Origin of the sequence: Nonomuraea sp. NPDC049400 (assembly GCF_044466425.1) — a bacterium.
Taxonomy (GTDB): domain Bacteria; phylum Actinomycetota; class Actinomycetes; order Streptosporangiales; family Streptosporangiaceae; genus Nonomuraea.
On the sequence record NZ_JBITMP010000016.1, the window covers coordinates 79,448 to 98,581 of the forward strand.

Genomic DNA, 19,134 nt, shown 5'->3' on the forward strand with positions numbered 1-19,134 from the left:
TGCCAGGGCGCAAGGGACGCCCCGGCCAAGGTCAGTCGGCGGCGGGGCGGCGGGTGCGGGGCGAGGGCTTCTTGCGGCCCGCCACCAGCGTGTCGCCCGGCGCGGGAGCAGGGCTCTCCGCCGCCGTGGCGTCCTTGTCCTTGCTCTGGGTGCGCGGCCGCGGGTGTGGGGCCGTGTCCTCCGTGGCCGATGCCGGGGGCTCCTCCGGGTCCTGGGCCGGCGGTTTGTCGGGCTCTCGGAGTGAGGCGATGACGCGGTCCGCCTCGGTGTCGGCGGCGAACTCGTTCGCGGCCTCCGACTCCCTCCGCCGGATCACCACCATGTGGTCCACCGACACCCGCCCCGCGCCCACCACGGCGAGCAGGAGGGAGGCGGCCCCGAGGAGGATGAGCTCGTTCATGCTGATCGGATTGAGCGGCGGCGCCACCAGGAAGACCGCCAGCGCCTCGGCGAACAGGATCAGCCCGGTGATCGAGACGGCCAGACCGGCGATCAGGAGCGCGCCGCCGATGAGCTCGGTGAGCATGGTGACCGTGGCCCACGCGCCGGGTGCGGGGGCGCCCTGCTCGAGGAACTTCGCTCCGGTGGCCTTCAGGCCGTCTTCCAGCTTGGTCCAGCCGTTGGCGAAGAAAATGCCGCCCACGCCGACGCGGGCGACTAAAGCAGCAAGATCACGGAGGGCCTGTTTCACGGTAGTTGTCTGCCCTAATCGGGACATGGCACACCTCAATCACGGCGGAGCAGCATGGCCACCGCGACGGCGGTCAGGCTGAGCAGGACGACGCTGACGACCACGGTCGTGTGCAGAGCGTTCACGAAGGCCCAGCGCGCGGCGTCCATGAGCGCGCCGCCCGCGCTGCCGCCGACCTGTTGGGCGACGTGCGCGGCACCCGCGAGCGACTGCCGGGCCTGGTCCATGCCGCTCGCGGACACCCCTGGCACGGAGGGCAGGCCGGGGGCGTACACGATCGTGGTGATGGTGCCGAGCACGGCCACGCCCAGCCCGGCGCCCAGCTCGTACGCGGTCTCCTCGATGGCCGCGGCCCCGCCCGCCTGGGACTCCGACGCCGACGACATGATCGTGTCGGAGGCGGCGAGCAGCGCCACCTGCACCCCGAACCCGATGCCCACGAAGCAGAGCGCCAGCATGACGGGATGGCCCTCGACCCCCCAGGTCAAGGTGGGGGTCATGGAGAGCGCGACGAGCCCGAGCCCCCCGCTCATCGTGGCCCGCATGCCGATCCTCGGCAGGATGTGGGCGGCGGCGAGCCCGCCGGAGATCGCCGAGATCACCAGCGGCAACATCCTGACCGCCGCGCGCAACGGCGAGTCGCCGAGCACGAGCTGCAGGTATTGGGCGAGCATGAGCTGCAGGCCCACCAGCGAGAACACACCGAGCAGCACACCGGCCACCCCGGTCGCGAACTCGCGCCGTCTGAACAGCTCGACCTCCAGCAGCGGCGCGCGCAAGCGCAGCTGGCGGCGTACGAACAGGCCCAGCAGGCCGAGACCGCCCAGGAACACCAGCACCGAGGCCCACAGCGGCATCAGGCTGCCCGCGCCCGCCTCCTTCAGCCCGAACGCCAGCGCCAGGATGCCGAACACGGACAGCACCGCGCTCACGCCGTCCCATGGGCGGCCCTTGCGTACGGGCGACTCGGGGAGCAGGCGTACGGCGGCGGGCAGCAGCACCAGCAGGATCGGCACGTTGATCAGGAAGACGGCGCCCCACCACATGCCGACGAGCACGCCGCCGATGAGCGGACCGACCGCCGCCCCGGCCGCCGCGACCGCGCTCCAGACGCCGAGCGCGATGGCGCGCTCACGCCTGTCGGTGAACACCTGGCGGATCAGCGAGAGCGTGGCCGGCATGATCATCGCTCCGCCCACACCGAGCAGCGCCCTGGCCAGGATGAGCGTCAGCGGCGTCGGGGCGAACGCGGCCCCGGCCGAGGCCAGGCCGAACAGCACGTAGCCGAACAGGACCAGCCGCTTGCGCCCGTACCGGTCGCCGAGCGTGCCGAACATGATCAGTAGTGGCGCGACCACCAGGGAATAGGTGTCGATGATCCACAGCAGCTCCACCGCGGAGGGCTCGAGCGCGGCGGTCAGCGCGGGCACCGCGATGTGCAGCACCGTGGCGTCGACCGTGATCAGCAACAAGCTCACGCACAGCAGCACGAGAATGGACCAACGGCGGTCCCGGTGGTCCTGATCGGCGGTCCGTATGAAAGGTGCGGCCTGTGTGACGGTCATGGGCCTCCTTGCAGGCCGATCCGTTGACAGGGCCCGCACGTGCTCTTGGTCGGTGGCGCGGGAAGCCCGGCTCGACACTCGCTCCTCCCGAGCTCCTCGGCCTCGACTCCCACCGCTCCGGCTTGCGTCGCAGCTTAGGGCATGTCAGGCACTAGTCATAGCGGTATCGGATGATCCGCCGGTGCCCGTAACCTCTCTAGAGAGATACAGCCATATGTCGGTATCTATCCAACATCGGGCCTGTCAGCCGATCATGGACTCGTGGGGACCGACGCAAGTGGCAGAAATGACAACATTTCCAACCGGTCCTCACGTGAATGGTGTGACGAGGCTCTTGCCAGGCTGAACGCCGGCCGCCCCGAGTCCGCACTCGACGCCGCCCGCCGCGCGGCCGACCTGGATCCGGGCGCGGAATGGGCGTACCGGCTCATCAGCCTCGCCCACGAACGGCTGGGCCGCGACGCCGACGCAGCGCCCGCCGCCGAGCGGGCCGTGGAGCTGGCCCGCGGCTCCTGGCCGGCCCGGCTGCGCCTGGCGGCGGTCCTGCGCCGCGTCCCCGGCCGTTGGCAGGAGGCGGTGGAGCACGCCACGCTCGCCGGGAAGTTCGCGCCCGAGGAGCCCGGCCCCGAGGTCATGCGGGGCGACCTGGCCCTGCTGCGCGGCGAGCACACCGGCGCCGAGCAGTCGTACCGGACCGCGCTCGCCATCGACCCCGGCCATCCCCAGGCGCGCGTGAACCTCGGCCTGTCCCTGCTGCGCTGGGACCGGCCCCGCCCGCACCACGATCCCGCCTGGCCGGTCGACCCGCGCGACACGGGCCGGGCCAGGCGGGCGCTGGAAGTCTGGTCCCGTCAGGCCCGCCTCCTGGTCGCCGCCGCCACGCTCGCGATCGCGGGGGCGGCGCTCCTCCTCGACTGGGGCGCGCAGGCGGTGCTCGGCGGGTTCGCGGTGCTGGTGCTGCTGGCGCCGCTGACGGTCAGGCAGGCACGGCGGGTGGCCGTCTGGTCGTACGTGCCCGCGATGCTCCGCGGGGACCCCTGGCTCGGCGCGGCGCTCGTGTCGACGGCGGTGTCGGTGCTCGCGTTCGCCGCCTGGCTGTTACTGGGTGCGATGCCGTCCGTGCCGTTCGCGTTCGATCCGGTATGGGCGGGGCTGGCGGGCATCGTGGTGCTGGGCTGGCCGGCGCTGGCGGCCGTACGGGCGCTGGCCGAGGCGTGGCGCGGCCACCCTCTCCTGGCGCTGGCCGAAACCGTCCATGCCCGGACGAACCAGGCGCTGGCACAAGCTGAGCGCACTGCCCGGAGGAACGCCGGCGTGCTGCTCTGGATCGTCCTCGCCCGGACCTGGTCCGTGCTGGTCCCGCTGGTGGGCGGGGCTCTCGCGGTGGAGCCGAGGGCGGCTGTCGCGGCGGTGGTGGTGCCGTACCCGATGATCCGCGGCTACCTGCGCGCCCGCCATCGCGACGACCGGTGGCTGCCGGTCGCCATGGCACTCGTCGTCCTGTCCGCCACGGCCTGCGCGGCGGGCGGCCTGCTGGGAGCGTGGCGGATCGAGCCGGCCGCGGCATGGGCGTGGCGTGCCGGGCTGGGCGCGATGGCGGCGGCAGCGGTGGTGTTCGCCGCGAGGGCCTCGCGCGCCTGGTGGCGGGGCGGGCCGGGTCCGTGGCGGGCATCCTTGATCATGTGCGACCTGCCCGTGGGCGCGGAGCCCTCCTTCGCGCTCGACCCGGAGGTGCGCCAGACCTTCTCGTACGCCCGCGGCATCGTCCTGTCCTTCGGCGACTCCCTCGGCCCCAGGGTCGCGGGCGCGGTCGCGTCCGTCACCTCGTCCGGCGAGCTCCGGGTGATCACGGAGACGGAGGCGTGGGACGCCATCGAGGCCGATCCCCGGGTGGCGGTGTTCGCGGCGGACCCGCTGCAGCGCAGGTTCTGGGTCGAGGTGCGCGGGATCGCCATGGCCGACTCGGACGTGCTGCGCGTCACCCCCAAGCAAGTGCTCGTTGGCGAGTTCCCCGGGCGGCACCAGCGACGCCAGTAGAATCTTGTTCTATGCGTACCTTGCGCACACCGGACGAGCGCTTCGCAAACCTGCCCGGCTTCCCGTACGAGCCCCGCTACGCCGAGGTCGCCGACGGCCTGCGCATGGCGTACGTCGAGGCGGGCCCCGCCGACGGCGAGCCCGTCGTGCTCCTGCACGGCGAGCCGACCTGGTCGTTCCTCTACCGGCACGTCATGGGCGAACTGGCCGCGGCCGGGCTGCGCGCGATAGCGGTGGACCTGGTCGGGTTCGGCCGCTCGGACAAGCCGGTCGACCAGGCCGAGCACACCTATGCCAGGCACGTCGAGTGGACCCGTGCGCTGCTGCTTGACGTGCTTCGCATGGATCCGCAGCGAAGCGAGGACATCCATCGAAGCTCGGCCAAAGAGCAGGGCCTGAGCTCCATCACCATGGTCGGCCAGGACTGGGGCGGTCTGATCGGGCTGCGGATCGCCGCCGAGCATCCCGCGAGCGTGGCCAGGATCGTGGCGGCCAACACGGGCTTGCCCACGGGTGACATTCCCATGCCCGAGGTGTGGCACCGGTTCAAGGAGGCCGTGCTCAAGGCCCCGGTGCTGGACATCGCCAGGCTGGTTCAGGCGGGCTGCAAGACGGAGCTGTCCGGGGAGATCCGCGCGGCGTACGACGCGCCGTTCCCCGACGAGTCGTACAAAGCGGGCCCCCGCGCCATGCCGGGCCTCGTCCCGATCACGCCCGACGACCCCGCCGCGCCCGCCAACCGTGCTGCCTGGCAGGTTCTCACGACGCTCGACCGGCCGTTCCTGGTGGCGTTCTCCGACGGCGACCCGATCACCGGCGGCATGGCGCCCATCCTGCTCAAATCGATCTCCGGCACGTCCGGCCTGCGGCATCCCGTGATCCGCGGCGCCGGGCACTTCTTGCAAGAGGACGCGGGCGCGGAGCTCGGGCGGCAGATCGCCGCTTTCGTGACCTCCACCTAGCGTGTCAGGAGCGCCCAATCGTCGGTCCGGTGCGGTATAACCGGGGGCGGACCGGGGAGGCGTGATGCAGGAGTCCGGCAGGGCCCAGGCCGCGGGGCGGGCCGCGGCGCGGGATCTGTTCGAGAAGGTTCGGCTGCGTTATTACCAGATTCCCCCGGCCGTGCGCCGGGTGCTCTACGTGGTCGTGCTGGTCGCCGCCATGGGCGTGGGCGCGGCACTCGGGTGGGACCTGCTCAAGACCTTCCCCGTCGTCCTGCTGCTGCTCGGCTTCATCGCGCTGACCATGCGCTTCCCCCGCGCCGCGGCCACCGTCCTGGTGGTCGCGGGGTGGGTCGTGCTGGCGCTGCCGCTCTTCTCCTGGCGCTTCCCCCCGGGCTCCGGCACGGTGCACCTGATGGTCGCCCTGGCCCTGCCCGTCGCCGCGGGCGCCCACCTCATCCGCTGGGTGACGCCGTGGGTCACCACGCTGCTGGCGCTCGTCCCCGCGGGCGTGCTCGCCGTGCCCTTCTCCTTCGTCGCCCCCGGCGTGGCAGTCTGGGTGGCGTACGCCGTGGCTGCCGCGGTGCTGGTCTACCGGTTCCTGCTGGCCCGCAAGGTGCGGGCGCAGCGTGCCGCGGCCGAGGAGCAGCAGGTACGCGTCAGGGTGCGCGAGGGCAGGCTCGAGCCGTCGCACGACAAGCCAGGCGGCCCGCCGCAGATCTCCGTCGAGGAGGCGCTCGGCGAGCTGGAGAGCATGGTGGGCCTGGCCCCGGTCAAGGAGCAGGTGCGTTCGATCGCCGCCTCCATCGAGGCGTCCAGGCTCCGCGCCGAGGCGGGCTACACCACCGAGCGGCCCACCAGGCACTTCGTCTTCGTCGGCCCGCCCGGCACCGGCAAGACCAGCGTGGCCCGCACGCTGGCCAAGATCTTCTACGCGTTCGGCCTGCTGGAGACCCCCTACGTGGTCGAGGCGCAGCGGGCCGACCTGGTGGGCGAGTTCCTGGGCGCGACGGCGATCAAGACCAACGAGCTGGTCGACCGGGCGCTCGGCGGCGTGCTCTTCATCGACGAGGCGTACGGGCTGGTCAACTCCTCCGACGGGCAGCCCGACAGGTTCGGCGCCGAGGCCGTGCAGACGCTGCTCAAGCGGGCCGAGGACGACCGGGAGCGGCTGATCATCATCCTGGCCGGCTACGAGCAGGAGATGAGCTCGTTCCTGTCCAGCAACCCCGGCCTGGCCAGCAGGTTCGCCACCCGGGTGCGGTTCCCCGGCTACTCCCCCGCCGAGCTGGTCCAGGTCACCGAGCTGCTCCAGCGGCGCAGGGGCGACACGATGGACGGCGAGACCGGGCGGGTGCTGCTCGGCTTGTTCGAGGACGTGCACCGGCGCGGACTGGTCGACGAGCTGGGCAACGCCAGGTTCGCACGCAGCCTGGTCGAGGCCGCCGCGCAGGCCCGCGACGTACGCGTGGTGGGCGCGGGCGGCACCCCGACCACGCAGGACCTGGTGACCACCACGACACCCGACGTGACCAAGGCGTTCGAGGAGCTGACCGCGCGTTTCCGCGGCTACGTCGCCACGCCCACGCTGGAGGAGGCGCTGGCCGACCTCGACAGGATGGCCGGCCTGGCGCCGGTCAAGCGCCAGGTGCACGCCATCGCGGCCCAGCTCCAGGTGGCGCGGATGCGGCAGGAGCGCGGGCTGCCCACGCCGCCGCAGATGCGGCACTTCGTGTTCGTCGGCCCGCCCGGCACCGGCAAGACCACGGTCGCCAGAGTCGTGGGCCGCATCTTCGCCGCGCTCGGCCTGCTGGCCAAGCCCGACGTCGTCGAGGCACACCGGGCCGACCTGGTCGGCCAGCACCTCGGCGCCACCGCGATCAAGACCAACGAGCTGGTCGACCGGGCGCTCGGCGGCGTGCTCTTCATCGACGAGGCCTACAGCCTGGTCAACCCCGGATACCAGGGCGGCGACGCGTTCGGCGCCGAGGCCGTGCAGACGCTGCTCAAACGGGCCGAGGACGACCGCGACCGCCTCGTGATCGTGCTGGCCGGCTACGAGCGTGAGATGGACTCGTTCCTGGCCACCAACCCGGGCCTGGCCAGCCGGTTCAACCAGCGCGTGGCCTTCCCCAGCTACTCACCGCGCGAGCTGTCCGAGATCGCGGTGCTCCTGGCGGAGAAGTCCGGCGACACCTTCGACGACGAGGCGCTGCGCGACCTCGACGAGGTGTTCGCCTGGGTGTGCGAGGAGCGGCTGATCGACGGCCTCGGCAACGGCCGCTTCGCCAGGTCGCTGTTCGAGCGCGCCGCCATGCGCCGCGACGTGCGGCTGGCCGCCCACGCCTCACGCGGCGGATCCGCCAGCTCGGCCGATCTGACGACGATCACCAGCGAGGACGTGCGCACCGCGGTGGACGAGCTCTCCGGACGTTGACCGTCTTCGGCGCGTGCCCGCATGACAGACGTCGACCGTCTTCGGCCAAGTGCCCGCATGACGGACGTTGACCGTCTTCGGCAAGTGCCTGCATGGCGGAGTCCCGGTCCGCGTCATGTTCCCCCACAGTGACGGGGCGATGTCGTAGAGTGAGCGGCGTCGGCGATGACCAAGCCGATGTGCGGTGCGCGGCGGAGGGGGAGCGATGGCGGGGTTCTTGGCCCGCAGGCTGCTCAACTACGTCGTGCTGGTCGTTGTGGCCGCCAGCCTCGCCTACCTTCTGGCGGCCACGGCCCTCGATCCCCGTTCCAACTACGCGGACCGCACCCCCAAGCCTCCGCCTGCCGTCGTGGACGCGCAGCTCACGGCGCTCAACCTCAACGACAAGACACCGCTGCTGCAGCGTTACGCCACGTGGGCGAGCGGGGTGCTGCACGGCGACTTCGGCAAGTCCGTCGGAGGCTCTCCGGTCAACGACGATCTCAAGCGGCGCATGGGTGTGACGTTCCGGCTGGTCATGCTGGGGCTGGTGTTCGGGAGCCTGTTCGGGGTGCTGGTGGGCGCCTTCGCGGCGGTCAGGCAGTACGGGTGGTTCGACCGGCTCTCGACAGGATTGTCCTTCGTGGTGCTCGCCGTGCCGGTCGTCGTGCTGGCCAACACGCTGATCCTGGTCGGCTCCTGGGCCAACGAGCACGTCTTCGGCCGCTCGGTGTTCCTGGTGAGCGGCGAATACAGCGTCGGGCTGGAGGCAGGGTTCTGGGGGCAGCTGCTCGACCGGCTGCAGCACCTGATCCTGCCGACGATCTCGCTGTCGCTGGGCCTCATCGCGGTCTTCAGCCGCTACCAGCGCAACATGATGCTCGACGTGTTCGGCGCCGACTTCGTCCGCACGGCCAGGGCCAAGGGGCTGAGCAGGCGCCAGGCGCTCATCAAGCACGCGCTGCGGACCGCGCTCATCCCGGTGGCGACGTATTTCGCGTTCACGTTCGGGGCGCTGCTGATGGGGGCCACGTTCACCGAGAAGATCTTCGGCTGGCACGGGCTCGGCGAGCAGCTGATCAACTCCATCTTCAGCAACGACGTCAACACCGTCGCGGCCATCTCCTTCCTGGCGGCAGTCGCCGTGCTGTGCGCCTCGCTCGCCTCCGACCTGCTGCAGGCCGCGCTCGACCCGAGGGTGCGGGCGTGATGACGCTTTCCGACGAGGAACTGGCCGAGGAACTGTCGGGCGGCGCGCTCGCCAGGGCGCCGTCCAGGGTGCGGGTGGTCTCCGGGCGCTTCTTCCGCTCCAGGCAGGGGCAGGTCGGGTTCGCGGTGCTGGCGCTGATGTTCCTGCTGGCCTTCGCCGGGCCGCTGTTCAGCCGGTGGACGTACACCGACAAGGACTTCACCGCGTTCATGCAGCCGCCGTCGGCCACCCATTGGTTCGGAACGCTCCAAACCGGGTCAGACGTGTACGCGGTGACGCTGCGCGGCATGCAGAAGTCCCTGGTCGTGGGGCTACTCGCGGCCCTGATCTCCACGGCGCTGGCGGCCGTGGTCGGGGCGTTCGGCGGCTACTTCCTGGGGTGGACGGACCGGGCGCTGAGCTGGGCGACGGATCTGCTGCTCGTGCTGCCCGGCTTCCTGATCCTGGCGATCATGTCGCCGCTGTTCGGCGCCGGGCAGTGGTGGCTGTTCGTGGTCATGCTGGCGCTGTTCCTGTGGATGGTCACCTCGAAGATCGTCAGGGGGATGACGATCTCGGTGAAGGAGCGGGAGTTCATCCAGGCCGCCCGCTACATGGGCGTCTCCCCCGTACGGATCATCTTCCGCCATGTGCTCCCCAACCTGTCGTCGCTGCTGATCGTGGACGCCACGCTCAACGTCAGCAGCGCCATCCTCACCGAGACCTCGCTCTCCTACTTCGGCTTCGGCATCCAGCCACCCGACGTGTCGTTCGGGACGCTCATCGCCGACGGGTCCAGGACGGCCGTCTACGCGCCGTGGACGTTCTGGTTCGTGGCGGGGCTGCTGGTGGTCACCGTGCTCGCGGTCAACCTCGTCGGCGACGCGCTGCGTGACGCGTTCGACCCCTCGGCCTCGCGGAAGGCGCGGCGGTGAGCCCGGTCCTCGAGGTCAGCGATCTGCACGTGTCGTTCGACGGCGTCCCGGCGGTGCGCGGGGTGAGCCTCGACGTACGGCCCGGCGAGGTCCTCGGCATCGTCGGCGAGTCCGGCTCGGGCAAGTCGATCACCTCGGCGGCCATCATGGGGCTGCTGCCACCGGGAGCGCGCGTCACCGGGTCCGTGCGGCTGCACGGCAAGGAGCTGATCGGGGCCTCTGACCGGCAGCTGACGTCCTTCCGCGGCAAGTCCATCTCGATGGTGTTCCAGGACCCGCTGTCCGCGCTGACCCCCGTCTACCGGGTGGGCGACCAGATCGCCGAGGCGGTGCGCGTGCACCAGCGGGTGAGCAAGGAGACGGCCCTGGTCAAGGCCGTCGAGCTGCTCGAGCTCGTGGGCATCCCGCATCCCGCCGAGCGGGCGCTGGCCTTCCCGCACGAGTTCTCCGGCGGCATGCGGCAGCGCGTCGTGATCGCGATGGCCATCGCCAACGACCCCGACGTGATCATCTGTGACGAGCCGACCACGGCGCTCGACGTGACCATCCAGGCGCAGGTGCTGGAGGTGCTGAAGAAGGCGCAGCGCAAGACCGGCGCCGCGATCATCATGATCACGCACGATCTCGGGGTGGTGGCGGGGTTCGCCGACCGGGTGCTGGTCATGTACGCCGGGCGGCCCGTCGAGGTGGGCGACGTGGACGACATCTTCTACGGGACGCGGATGCCGTACACGGTGGGGTTGCTCGGCTCGATCCCGCGCGTGGACCGGGGCGGGCGGCAGCCGCTGGCCCCCATCGAGGGCAGCCCGCCCGCTCCGCAGGCGCTGCCGCCGGGGTGCCCGTTCGCGCCGCGCTGCCCGATGAAGATCGACGCGTGTGACGAGCGGGAGCCGCCGCTGTTCGAGGTGGGGGCGGGACACCGGGCGGCCTGCATCCGCTGGTCCGAGGTACGGCCGCGCGTCCCCACCCCCGTCCACGCCGAGCCGGGGCGGCGGGTGCGCGACCAGCGCGCGGTGCTGGAGGTCCGCGACCTGGTCAAGGAATATCCGCTGCTCAAGGGGGCGGTGTTCAAGCGCAGGGTCGGCACCGTGCACGCGGTGGCCGGGGTCAGCTTCGACCTCCGGCAGGGCGAGACGCTGGGGCTGGTGGGCGAGTCGGGCAGCGGCAAGACGACCACGCTGACGCAGATCCTGGAGCTGGCCCCGCCCCAGAGCGGCCGGATCGTCGTGCTCGGACACGACACCGCGCGGCTCGGCGGCTCCGAGCGCAGGTCGATCAGGCGCGACATGCAGGTGGTGTTCCAGGATCCGCTGGCCTCGCTCGACCCGCGCATGACGGTGCACGACATCCTGGCCGAGCCGCTGCGCACACACGGCAAGCGGCGGCCCGGGCGGCGGATCGGCGAGCTGCTCGCCCTGGTCGGGCTGGACGCCTCACACGCCGCCCGCTACCCGCAGGACTTCTCCGGCGGCCAGCGGCAGCGCATCGGCATCGCCCGGGCGCTGGCGCTGGAGCCCCGGTTGCTGGTCCTCGACGAGCCGGTCTCGGCGCTGGACGTGTCGATCCAGGCCGGGGTGATCAACCTGCTGGGCTCGCTCAAGGCCCGGCTGGGGCTGTCCTATTTGTTCGTGGCGCACGACCTGGCCGTCGTGCGCTACATCGCCGACCGGGTGGCGGTGATGTACCTGGGCAGGATCGCCGAGATCGGCCAGGTGGACGCCGTCTTCGACGGTCCGGCACACCCGTACACGCAGGCTCTGCTGTCGGCGATCCCGCTGCCCGATCCGGTACGCGAGCGCGCACGGGAGCGGATCCTGCTCGAGGGCGACCTGCCCAGCCCGGCCAACCCTCCGACGGGCTGCAGGTTCCGCACCAGGTGCCCGAAGTTCCGCGCCGAGCTCACCGACGAGGAGCGGCGGCTCTGCGTGGACGTCGAGCCCGAGGTACGCCCGCTGGGCGAGGACCAGGGGGCGGCCTGCCATTACGCCGAAAGGCGCGAAGTCGTATAGACCTCGCTCAGACCAGGAGGAATTCGCTCGATGAAAGCATCACGTCTTGTCGTGGCCGTCGCTGTGGCGGGCTCGCTGTGCCTGGCGGGCTGCGGCAGAGGCCCGGGGGGCGGCCCAGGGGGCCAGGCGAGCGAGGGGGACGAGCGTACGATCAAGGCCTTCGACATCAACCTGCAGCCGCGCGACAAGGTCAAGGACGGCGGGACGCTGCGGTGGGGGATCAACGAGTTCCCCTCACAGTGGAACAGGAACCACGTGGACGGCAACCTGGCCGTGGCCGCCGCGGTCAGCAACGCGCTGCTGCCCTCGCCGTTCCTGTCCAACGAGAAGGCGGAGATCTCGGTCAACCACGACTACGTGCTCGAGGCCGAGGTCACCCGGCAGCAGCCCAAGCAGGTGATCACGTACCGGCTGAACCCCAAGGCCAAGTGGTCCGACGGCAAGCCGATCACGTGGGCGGACTATCAGGCGCAGTGGCACGCGCTGAACGGGCGGAACCCCGCCTTCCACATCGCCTCGCCCACCGGCTACCAGGACATCGAGAAGGTGGCGCGGGGCAAGGACGACTTCGAGGTGGTGGTGACGTTCGACAAGCCGTTCGGGGACTGGCAGGCGCTGTTCGGGCCGCTGCTGCCGGCTGCCACCAACCGCACGCCCGACACCTTCGACCACGCCTGGCTGAACAAGATCCCGGTGACGGCGGGGCCGTTCAAGTTCGGGGGGTTCGACCAGACGGCCAAGACGATCACTCTCGTGCGGGACGACTCCTGGTGGGGGAACCGGGCCAAGCTCGACAAGATCATCTATCGGGCGTCGGAGCAGGACTCGCTGGTCGGGGCGTTCAGCAACGGGGAGCTCGACATCATCGACGTGGGGCCGTCGGCTCCCGACTACACGCGGGCGAAGGGCACGCCGGGGGCGCAGGTCCGGCAGGCAGCCGGACCCGATTTCCGGCATTTCACCTTTAACGGGTCCAGCGAGCTGCTCAAGGACCAGAGCGTGCGCCAGGCCATCCAGCTCGGCATCAACCGCCAGGCCATCGCGCAGTCGGACCTCCAGGGCCTGGACTGGCCGATCGCCCTGCTGAACAACCACTTCTTCATGAACACCCAGGAGGGTTACCAGGACAACGCCGGGAAACTCGGCGTGTACGACCCCGCTCGCGCGCGGCAGCTCCTGGACGCCGCCGGATGGAAGCTGAGCGGCACGGTCAGGCAGAAGAACGGCAAGGTGCTCGATCTGCGGTTCGTGGTGCCCTCGGGGGTTCAGGTGAGCAAGCAGGAAGGGGAGCTGGCACAGAGCATGCTGGCCCAGATCGGCGTGAAGCTGACGATCAAGGCCGTGCCCAGCGACGACTTCTTCACCAAGTACGTCATCCCCGGCAACTTCGACATCACGCCCTTCGCGTACATCGGGACGCCGTTCCCCGTCTCCAGCAGCTACGGGATCTACGCGAACTCTCCCGACGGCAAGACGTGGAACGCCAACTTCGGCCGCACCGGCTCGCCCGCCATCGACCAGGCCATGAGCCGCGCCGCGCAGTCCCTGGACCCGGCGCGGGCCCGTATGTTGACGAATCAGGCGGATGAGCAGATCTGGCAGCTGGTCAACGTGCTGCCGCTCTACCAGCGCCCGCAGAACGTCGCGACCCGCCAGACGCTGGCCAACCTGGGGGCACGCGGCTTCTACGACGTCCGCTACGAGGACATCGGCTTCACCCGCTGACCGCCCGGCTGCGGAGCGTGCCGGGTTGTCGGTGGCGAGGTGTAGATAAGTACGCGTGACGACGAAGGTGACCTGGCCCCAGATTCTCGCGTGGCGCCTGCGCAGACAGTTCGTGAGCGGGAGCGACGCGGCTGATGCCGTGGCGGTCGCCCGGCGGCTGTGCGGCGTCCAGACCCAGGTCGCCTCGTCGGCCCAGCTCGCGGTGGCGGTCAGGCGCGCCGGGCCCGACCACGGCGAGATCGACAGGGTTCTGTGGAGCGAGCGCACACTGGTCAAGACGTGGATCATGCGCGGCACGCTCCACCTCGTCCCGTCCGACACGCTGGCCGACTATTGCGCGGCCCTGAGCACGCTGCGCTTCTGGGAGAAGGGCTCGTGGCAGCGGAGCCACGGCGTCACGGCCGACGAGATCGCGGCGATCATCGACGCCGTCCCCCGCGCCCTGAGCCACGGAGCACCGGCCGAAGGGTCGTCCGGGGAAGCGGCGTCCCGCGAAGGGACGTCCAGAGAAGCGGCGCCCGGCAAAGCGGCGTCCCGCGAAGGGACGTCCAGAGAAGCGGCGCCCGAGGAAGCGGCGTCCGGCGAAGGGGCGTCAGGCGAGGGGACGTCCGGGGAAGCGGTGTCCAGGGAAAGGATGGCCGGCGAGCGGGCTCTCACCAGGGACGAGCTTGTCGATGCCGTGGTGGCGGTGACGGGGGACGTTCACCTCAGAGAGGCGCTCACGTCCGGCTGGGGTGCCTTACTGAAGCCGCTGAGCCGCCTGGGCGAGCTCTGCTACGGCCCGCCCCGCGACGGCAGGGTGACCTTCACCGCCCCGCGCGCCTGGCTCCCGGCCTGGCCCGCCGCGCTTCCGCCGTACGAGGAGGCCGGTGTGCGGGTGGCCCGGGCGTTCCTGGGCGCGCACGGGCCGGCGACGCCGGAGATGTTCGACACGTGGCTGTTCGGCGGCGTGGCGAAGAAGGCGGTGCTCAAGGGGTGGTTCCGTGACCTCGCGCCTCAGCTGACCGAGGTCGAGACGGACGACGGCCGGACGCTGCTGGCGTTGACCGAGCACCTCGACGACCTGGCCGGCACCAGCCCCTCGACCGAGGTTCACCTGCTGCCGGGCTTCGACCAGTACATCCTGGCGGCCCCACGCGCTCTCGCCCCGCTCATCCCGCCGCCACTCAAGCCCAAGGTGAGCCGCCAGGCGGGGTGGATCTCCCCCGTTGTGATCCACGAGGGCCGGGTCGCGGGCGTCTGGGAGGCCAAGAGGGGCGACATCACCGTCGACCTCGCGTCCCCGGTCCCCCAGGGGCCTCTCGACGAGGCCATCGCCCGCGTCCGCTCCCTGCTGCCGTAGCCCGAGAGCCCCCGGACCCGGCCTGACGAGCGGGTTTCGAAGGCCGCGCCACCCAGCGGCGTCGGCGCGCGGCGGCTGGGGGCGTGTGATGACCGCAAGTAAGTACGCGTGACGACGGGAGGCGCGTCACGTGGACGTGACGCGTCGGCGCGCCGACGACCGTAGACGCGCGTGACGACCGTAGGCGTGTGGCGGCCGTTGGCCTACGTGACGGCCATGGGCGCCTCCCGGCAGGGGCGGTCAGGTGCCGGTGGTGGCCATTACGCGGTCGACGATGCCCTTGGTGCCCTCCTCGCGCGCGCAATGCGCGCAGCAGTACCAGTGCTCGCCCGACTGCACCCCATGTCCGATGACCTTGGTGCCGCAGTGCTCGCAGATGGGCGCCATTCCCTCGATCGCGCACTGGAAGCAGTCGAAGGTGTGCACCGCTCCCTGCGCATGCACCTCGAACGCCATGTCGTAGTCGTTTCCACAGGTCTCGCAGACAGCCATGGTGATCCCCTTCACAGTCGATCCGCCGGGGGGATACCCGGTTACGTGGTCTCTCTTCCTCAAAGAACCACCAATTTCCCCAAATGGGCCACCGTACTCACCTCAGGGCCGATCCACCACGAACCGGGGTCCTCAGGGGCAGATCACAGGCCGAGCCGGCCGCAGGACCCCAGAAGACGGCACAGGCCGCACAGAACGCAATAAGCGACATTCATCAGAACTCCCAGCGGCTTTTCGGTAATGTCGCAGTAAAGATCAACGACGTCCTTATTGCCTTGCCGAAGGGAAGATCGTGTTCATCCGATCGGTCATCGCTGCCGCCCTGGTCGCGGCCGGTGTCGTCGCCGTCCCCTCCGCCTCCTACGCCGCCACCGCCTCCTACACCCCCGAGCGCATCTGCGGCCCCGGCTTCCACCGCGTCAAGGACGGCCACCGGGCGATGGTGACGAAGAAGGGAGCGGTCTTCGGGCACGTGTACCTGATGTACAACAAGCGCAGCGGCAAGAACTGCGTGGCCGCCATCAAGACCAGGTACACGGGCGTCCGCACGCTCACCGGCGCCTACCTGGAGGTGAAGAAGGGCGGCAAGTCGATGGATCAGCAGAAGTACAAGTACTACGCCGAGACCGGCCACATCGACGGCGCCTGGAAGTGCGTGAAGTACGGAGGCTGGACCACGAACCCGAGCGGAGACGTGGCGGCATCGGGCGGCCGCACTCTGTGGGGCAACTGCGCCGGCTGAACGAGCCACGAAGGACTGGGGACCGGCACCCGTTCGCGGCGTGCGCCCGCGCCGTCCGCGCTGAACGCCGGCGACGACGTGCCTTCCCCCCAGCTGGTAGGCCCCCCGAGCCGCCGCCTGGCCGCGACGTCCAAGAGCTGGAGCAGAGCCAGTAATCCCCTGTGCGCTGGGCATCCCCCGCGCTCAGCGCCTCCATCGCGGGTTAGATGTCGCCTTTTTCGCGGAAGTTGTCACAACAAGGGGGCCTGTCCCGTCCTCCTCTCGTAAGCACATGAGGAGGCTCAAATGACCCAGCGGATCAACGTCGCCAAGAACGTCCCCGAGGCGTACCACCACTTCATCGCCGTGGAGAAGCTGCTCCACGACAGCGAGCTGCCGACCACCACCATCGAGCTCGTCAAGCTGCGCGCCAGCCAGATCAACGGCTGCGGCTACTGCGTGGACATGCACAGCCGCGACATGAAGAAGGCCGGTGAGAGCGACGAGCGGCTCTGGTCGGTGGTCACCTGGCGGGAGGCCACCGTGTTCACCCCCGCCGAGCGGGCCGCGCTGGCGCTGACGGAGGAGGCGACCAGGCTGGCCGACCGCGCGGCGGTGCCGGACGAGGTGTGGGAGGAGGCCGCACAGCACTACAGCGAGAAGCAGCTGGGGCTGCTCATCGTGGCCATCGCGATGATCAACGCCTGGAACCGAATCGGGGTCACGGCCCGGCTCACCCCCGGAACCTGACCATTCGTGGAAATGCGTTGAGTGATCAGGCCATAGCCGGTTAGGTTGGCGGGCGGCAAACGCCCACCATGCCGCCGCCAAGTGGCGTGGCGGCCGGTGGTGAGCCGGCTTCTGGAGGGGGAGACCATGAGACGCGTCAGGGTCACGAAGTCGGCGGCCAAGCGGCGCACGCGGCTGACCATGGAGCTGGACCTGCGGACACCGGCGGGTCGCACCCTTCCCTACTGACTTGTTCCTTACACCGAATTTATCGTGGGTTCTGTAGATAACAGAGGTAACAAAGTCATCACGGGGGGCTCACGATGAAGAGGCTTGTGGCGGTGCCGCCACGCATTGCCAGGCACAAGGTCCGCGACATTCGTTCCGCCGACCGCCGCAGGCTGCCCGCCGACCCCAAGGTGATCGACCTGCGTGCCTACACCGGCCGCAACGTCATCCTCTTTCCCGGCGGTCCCGCCCCCGCCGCCTGACCGCTCCCGCCGCCCGGTTCCTTGACTGGGCGGCGGGCTCTCGCGGTCAGCCGTACAAACGCTTGGTGTAGGCCTCGCCGTAGTACGTCTCCAGCTCTTCGATGGTCTCCTCGACCACTTGCACGTCCTTGACGAGCTTGGCGTGCGAGGGCAGGACCTCGGGGGTCCAGGAGTCCGGCTTCCAGAGCGAGGAGCGCAGGAACGCCTTGGCGCAGTGGAAGAAGATCTGCTCGATCTCCACCACGAGCGCGAGGTGCGGGCGGTGGCCCTTGACGATCATCTCGTCGAAGAACGGGGCCTCGCGGACGAGCCTGGCCCGGCCGTTGACGCGCAGGGTCTCGTTGCGGCCGGGGATGAGGAAGATCAGCCCCACACGCGGATTTTTGAGGATATTCAGGAATCCGTCCGCTCTGCGGTTACCCGGGCGGTCCGGGATGGCGATCGTCGTGTCGTCGATGACGTGGACGAACCCGGCGGGGTCGCCCTTGGGCGAGACGTCGCAGTTTCCGGCGGCGTCGGACGTGGCGATCAGGCAGAACGGGGAGGCCGCCAGCCACTGCCGGTCGCGCTCGTGCAGCCGTACGCGCTCTTTGGTCGCCGCCCTCGGCATGACCTCACCGAGCAGCTCACGCAGCTCCGCCTCGGACCCGATCTCCGTCCAGCTCATCTGCTCTCCCTTCGGGGTTTCCCCCATTTTGTCAGGACCCGTGGCTCGGCATCCGTGACGTTTCGCACAGCGAGACTCCTGCGCCCACCTCGCGGGACGGCGTCACCAGCGGCGGGCGTGGGACATCGCGGTCAGGTACGTGTCGCGTTCCGCCGCGAACCTGGCCGGGTCCATGCCCTGGCGTTCGGCACGCAGGTGCAGCATGGTCAGCTCGGTCGCCGCATGCTGGTAGTCGCTCATGGCCCGGCCGAGTCCCACTCCCCTGGCCCACTTGCGGGCCGCCTTGCGCGCCGGCAGGGTGCTCAGCATGCGGACGTCGGCCGCGGTGACCAGCCCGGTCTGCTCATAGCCGGGCAGGTAGACGCCCATCTTGGCGACGAGGTGTCGGCGCTCGACGACGGTCACGACGATCAGGAGCACAAGCGCCGCCATGATCACGAGGTACGCGGCGCCCAGCCAGGCCAGCGAGCCCGTGGTGGCGGCGCCGTTCCAGAGGCCGTGCAGGAAGACCGCGCCCAGGTAGCCGAGCGGGATGGCGGCGAGCCTGACCGGGGTGCGCCGGGTGAGCGCGTACGCGACGCCGAGGCCGATCAAGGACGTGTAGATGGGGTGGCCGAGCGGGTCGATGAGCCCTCGCAGCACGAACAGCTGGACCGCCCCGCCGGCGCCGTCCGTGTCGTACGCGAGCAGGTAGTAGCCGACGTTCTCCACGGCGGCGAAGCCCAGGCCGGCCATGGACGCGTACACGATGCCGTCGGTCAGCCCGTCGATCTCCTGCCGCCTGCGCAGGAGCAGCAGCAGCGCCGAGGCCTTGAGCGCCTCCTCGATCACGGGGGCCAGCAGCACCTTGCCCACGTCGTCGACGACCGCGGCGCCGAGCCCGGCTCTGGTGAACAGCGCCTGCCCCGCCATGGTCAGCGCGACGCCCAGCACGATCGCCACTCCCCCGCCCCACGCGAACGCGAACGCCAGGTGCAGCTTGGGCTCGGGCTCCAGCCGGTCGAGCGAGAGCACGGCCGCCAGCAGCACCGGCAGCGGCGCCACGGCCAGCAGCGCCGACAGGGCGAACCCGAGGGGCCCGCCCGACAGCAGCATGAGGACCAGCACGATCAGCGCCAGGGCACTGGAGACCACCAGGCCGATCAGAAGTGCCACGCTGGGACGCTGCGCTGTCATCGTGATGC

The 19,134-nt window shown here is 70.5% G+C and carries 16 protein-coding genes; 11 read left to right on the plus strand and 5 right to left on the minus strand.

The window, feature by feature from the left end:
* Positions 1-31 precede the first annotated feature (31 nt).
* Both ACIBVN_RS25760 and ACIBVN_RS25765 read right to left on the minus strand, forming a co-directional pair.
* The gene (locus ACIBVN_RS25760) at positions 32-718 is read right to left on the minus strand and encodes a DoxX family protein (protein ID WP_397140438.1); all 687 of its coding nucleotides are present in this window, start codon (positions 716-718) and stop codon (positions 32-34) included.
* Between the two features lie 8 nt (positions 719-726).
* Positions 727-2,256 carry an MFS transporter gene (locus tag ACIBVN_RS25765; protein ID WP_397140440.1) on the minus strand — a complete coding sequence of 510 codons (1,530 nt, stop codon included), beginning with the start codon at positions 2,254-2,256 and terminating at the stop codon, positions 727-729.
* A gap of 261 nt (positions 2,257-2,517) precedes the next feature.
* On the opposite strand from ACIBVN_RS25765, the gene ACIBVN_RS25770 reads away from it, so the two are divergent.
* The 8 genes from ACIBVN_RS25770 to ACIBVN_RS25805 all read left to right on the plus strand — a co-directional run bounded on the left by ACIBVN_RS25770 (position 2,518) and on the right by ACIBVN_RS25805 (position 14,850).
* Entirely contained in the window at positions 2,518-4,293 is a 1,776-nt protein-coding gene (locus ACIBVN_RS25770) for a hypothetical protein (protein ID WP_397140442.1), read from the plus strand.
* An 11-nt stretch (positions 4,294-4,304) separates the two neighbouring features.
* A complete protein-coding gene (locus tag ACIBVN_RS25775; protein ID WP_397140444.1) occupies positions 4,305-5,255 on the plus strand; it encodes a haloalkane dehalogenase in 951 nt (316 codons plus the stop codon).
* Between the two features lie 64 nt (positions 5,256-5,319).
* Positions 5,320-7,671, plus strand: coding sequence for an AAA family ATPase (locus tag ACIBVN_RS25780; protein ID WP_397140446.1), 2,352 nt, complete (start codon positions 5,320-5,322; stop codon positions 7,669-7,671).
* Positions 7,672-7,876: 205 nt separating this feature from the next.
* Positions 7,877-8,860 (plus strand): ABC transporter permease, encoded by a 984-nt coding sequence (locus tag ACIBVN_RS25785; protein ID WP_397140448.1) that lies wholly within the window; start codon positions 7,877-7,879, stop codon positions 8,858-8,860.
* Positions 8,860-9,774 (plus strand): ABC transporter permease, encoded by a 915-nt coding sequence (locus ACIBVN_RS25790; protein WP_397140450.1) that lies wholly within the window; start codon positions 8,860-8,862, stop codon positions 9,772-9,774. The genes ACIBVN_RS25785 and ACIBVN_RS25790 overlap by 1 nt, the downstream gene beginning before the upstream one ends.
* Positions 9,771-11,783 (plus strand): dipeptide ABC transporter ATP-binding protein, encoded by a 2,013-nt coding sequence (locus tag ACIBVN_RS25795; protein ID WP_397140452.1) that lies wholly within the window; start codon positions 9,771-9,773, stop codon positions 11,781-11,783. Before ACIBVN_RS25790 ends, ACIBVN_RS25795 begins: the two co-directional genes overlap by 4 nt.
* A gap of 30 nt (positions 11,784-11,813) precedes the next feature.
* Positions 11,814-13,508 (plus strand): ABC transporter family substrate-binding protein, encoded by a 1,695-nt coding sequence (locus ACIBVN_RS25800; RefSeq protein WP_397140454.1) that lies wholly within the window; start codon positions 11,814-11,816, stop codon positions 13,506-13,508.
* 55 nt (positions 13,509-13,563) lie between these two features.
* The gene (locus tag ACIBVN_RS25805; RefSeq protein ID WP_397140456.1) at positions 13,564-14,850 is read left to right on the plus strand and encodes a DNA glycosylase AlkZ-like family protein; all 1,287 of its coding nucleotides are present in this window, start codon (positions 13,564-13,566) and stop codon (positions 14,848-14,850) included.
* A 240-nt stretch (positions 14,851-15,090) separates the two neighbouring features.
* Here the strand turns inward: ACIBVN_RS25805 and ACIBVN_RS25810 are convergent, their stop codons facing one another.
* Entirely contained in the window at positions 15,091-15,342 is a 252-nt protein-coding gene (locus ACIBVN_RS25810; RefSeq protein ID WP_397140458.1) for a hypothetical protein, read from the minus strand.
* Positions 15,343-15,634: 292 nt separating this feature from the next.
* Between ACIBVN_RS25810 and ACIBVN_RS25815 the strand changes: the two genes are divergently transcribed.
* The 3 genes from ACIBVN_RS25815 to ACIBVN_RS25825 all read left to right on the plus strand — a co-directional run bounded on the left by ACIBVN_RS25815 (position 15,635) and on the right by ACIBVN_RS25825 (position 17,283).
* On the plus strand, positions 15,635-16,084 hold the full coding sequence (locus ACIBVN_RS25815; RefSeq protein WP_397140460.1) for a hypothetical protein: 450 nt from the start codon (positions 15,635-15,637) through the stop codon (positions 16,082-16,084).
* A gap of 285 nt (positions 16,085-16,369) precedes the next feature.
* The gene (locus ACIBVN_RS25820; protein WP_397140462.1) at positions 16,370-16,813 is read left to right on the plus strand and encodes a carboxymuconolactone decarboxylase family protein; all 444 of its coding nucleotides are present in this window, start codon (positions 16,370-16,372) and stop codon (positions 16,811-16,813) included.
* Positions 16,814-17,115: 302 nt separating this feature from the next.
* Positions 17,116-17,283 (plus strand): hypothetical protein, encoded by a 168-nt coding sequence (locus ACIBVN_RS25825; protein WP_397140464.1) that lies wholly within the window; start codon positions 17,116-17,118, stop codon positions 17,281-17,283.
* A 46-nt stretch (positions 17,284-17,329) separates the two neighbouring features.
* On the opposite strand, the gene ACIBVN_RS25830 is transcribed toward ACIBVN_RS25825, so the two are convergent.
* Positions 17,330-17,950, minus strand: a complete 621-nt coding sequence (locus tag ACIBVN_RS25830) for a pyridoxamine 5'-phosphate oxidase family protein (protein WP_397140466.1) — start codon at positions 17,948-17,950, stop codon at positions 17,330-17,332.
* Positions 17,951-18,052: 102 nt separating this feature from the next.
* A complete protein-coding gene (locus tag ACIBVN_RS25835; RefSeq protein WP_397140468.1) occupies positions 18,053-19,105 on the minus strand; it encodes a PrsW family intramembrane metalloprotease in 1,053 nt (350 codons plus the stop codon).
* Positions 19,106-19,134 lie beyond the last annotated feature (29 nt).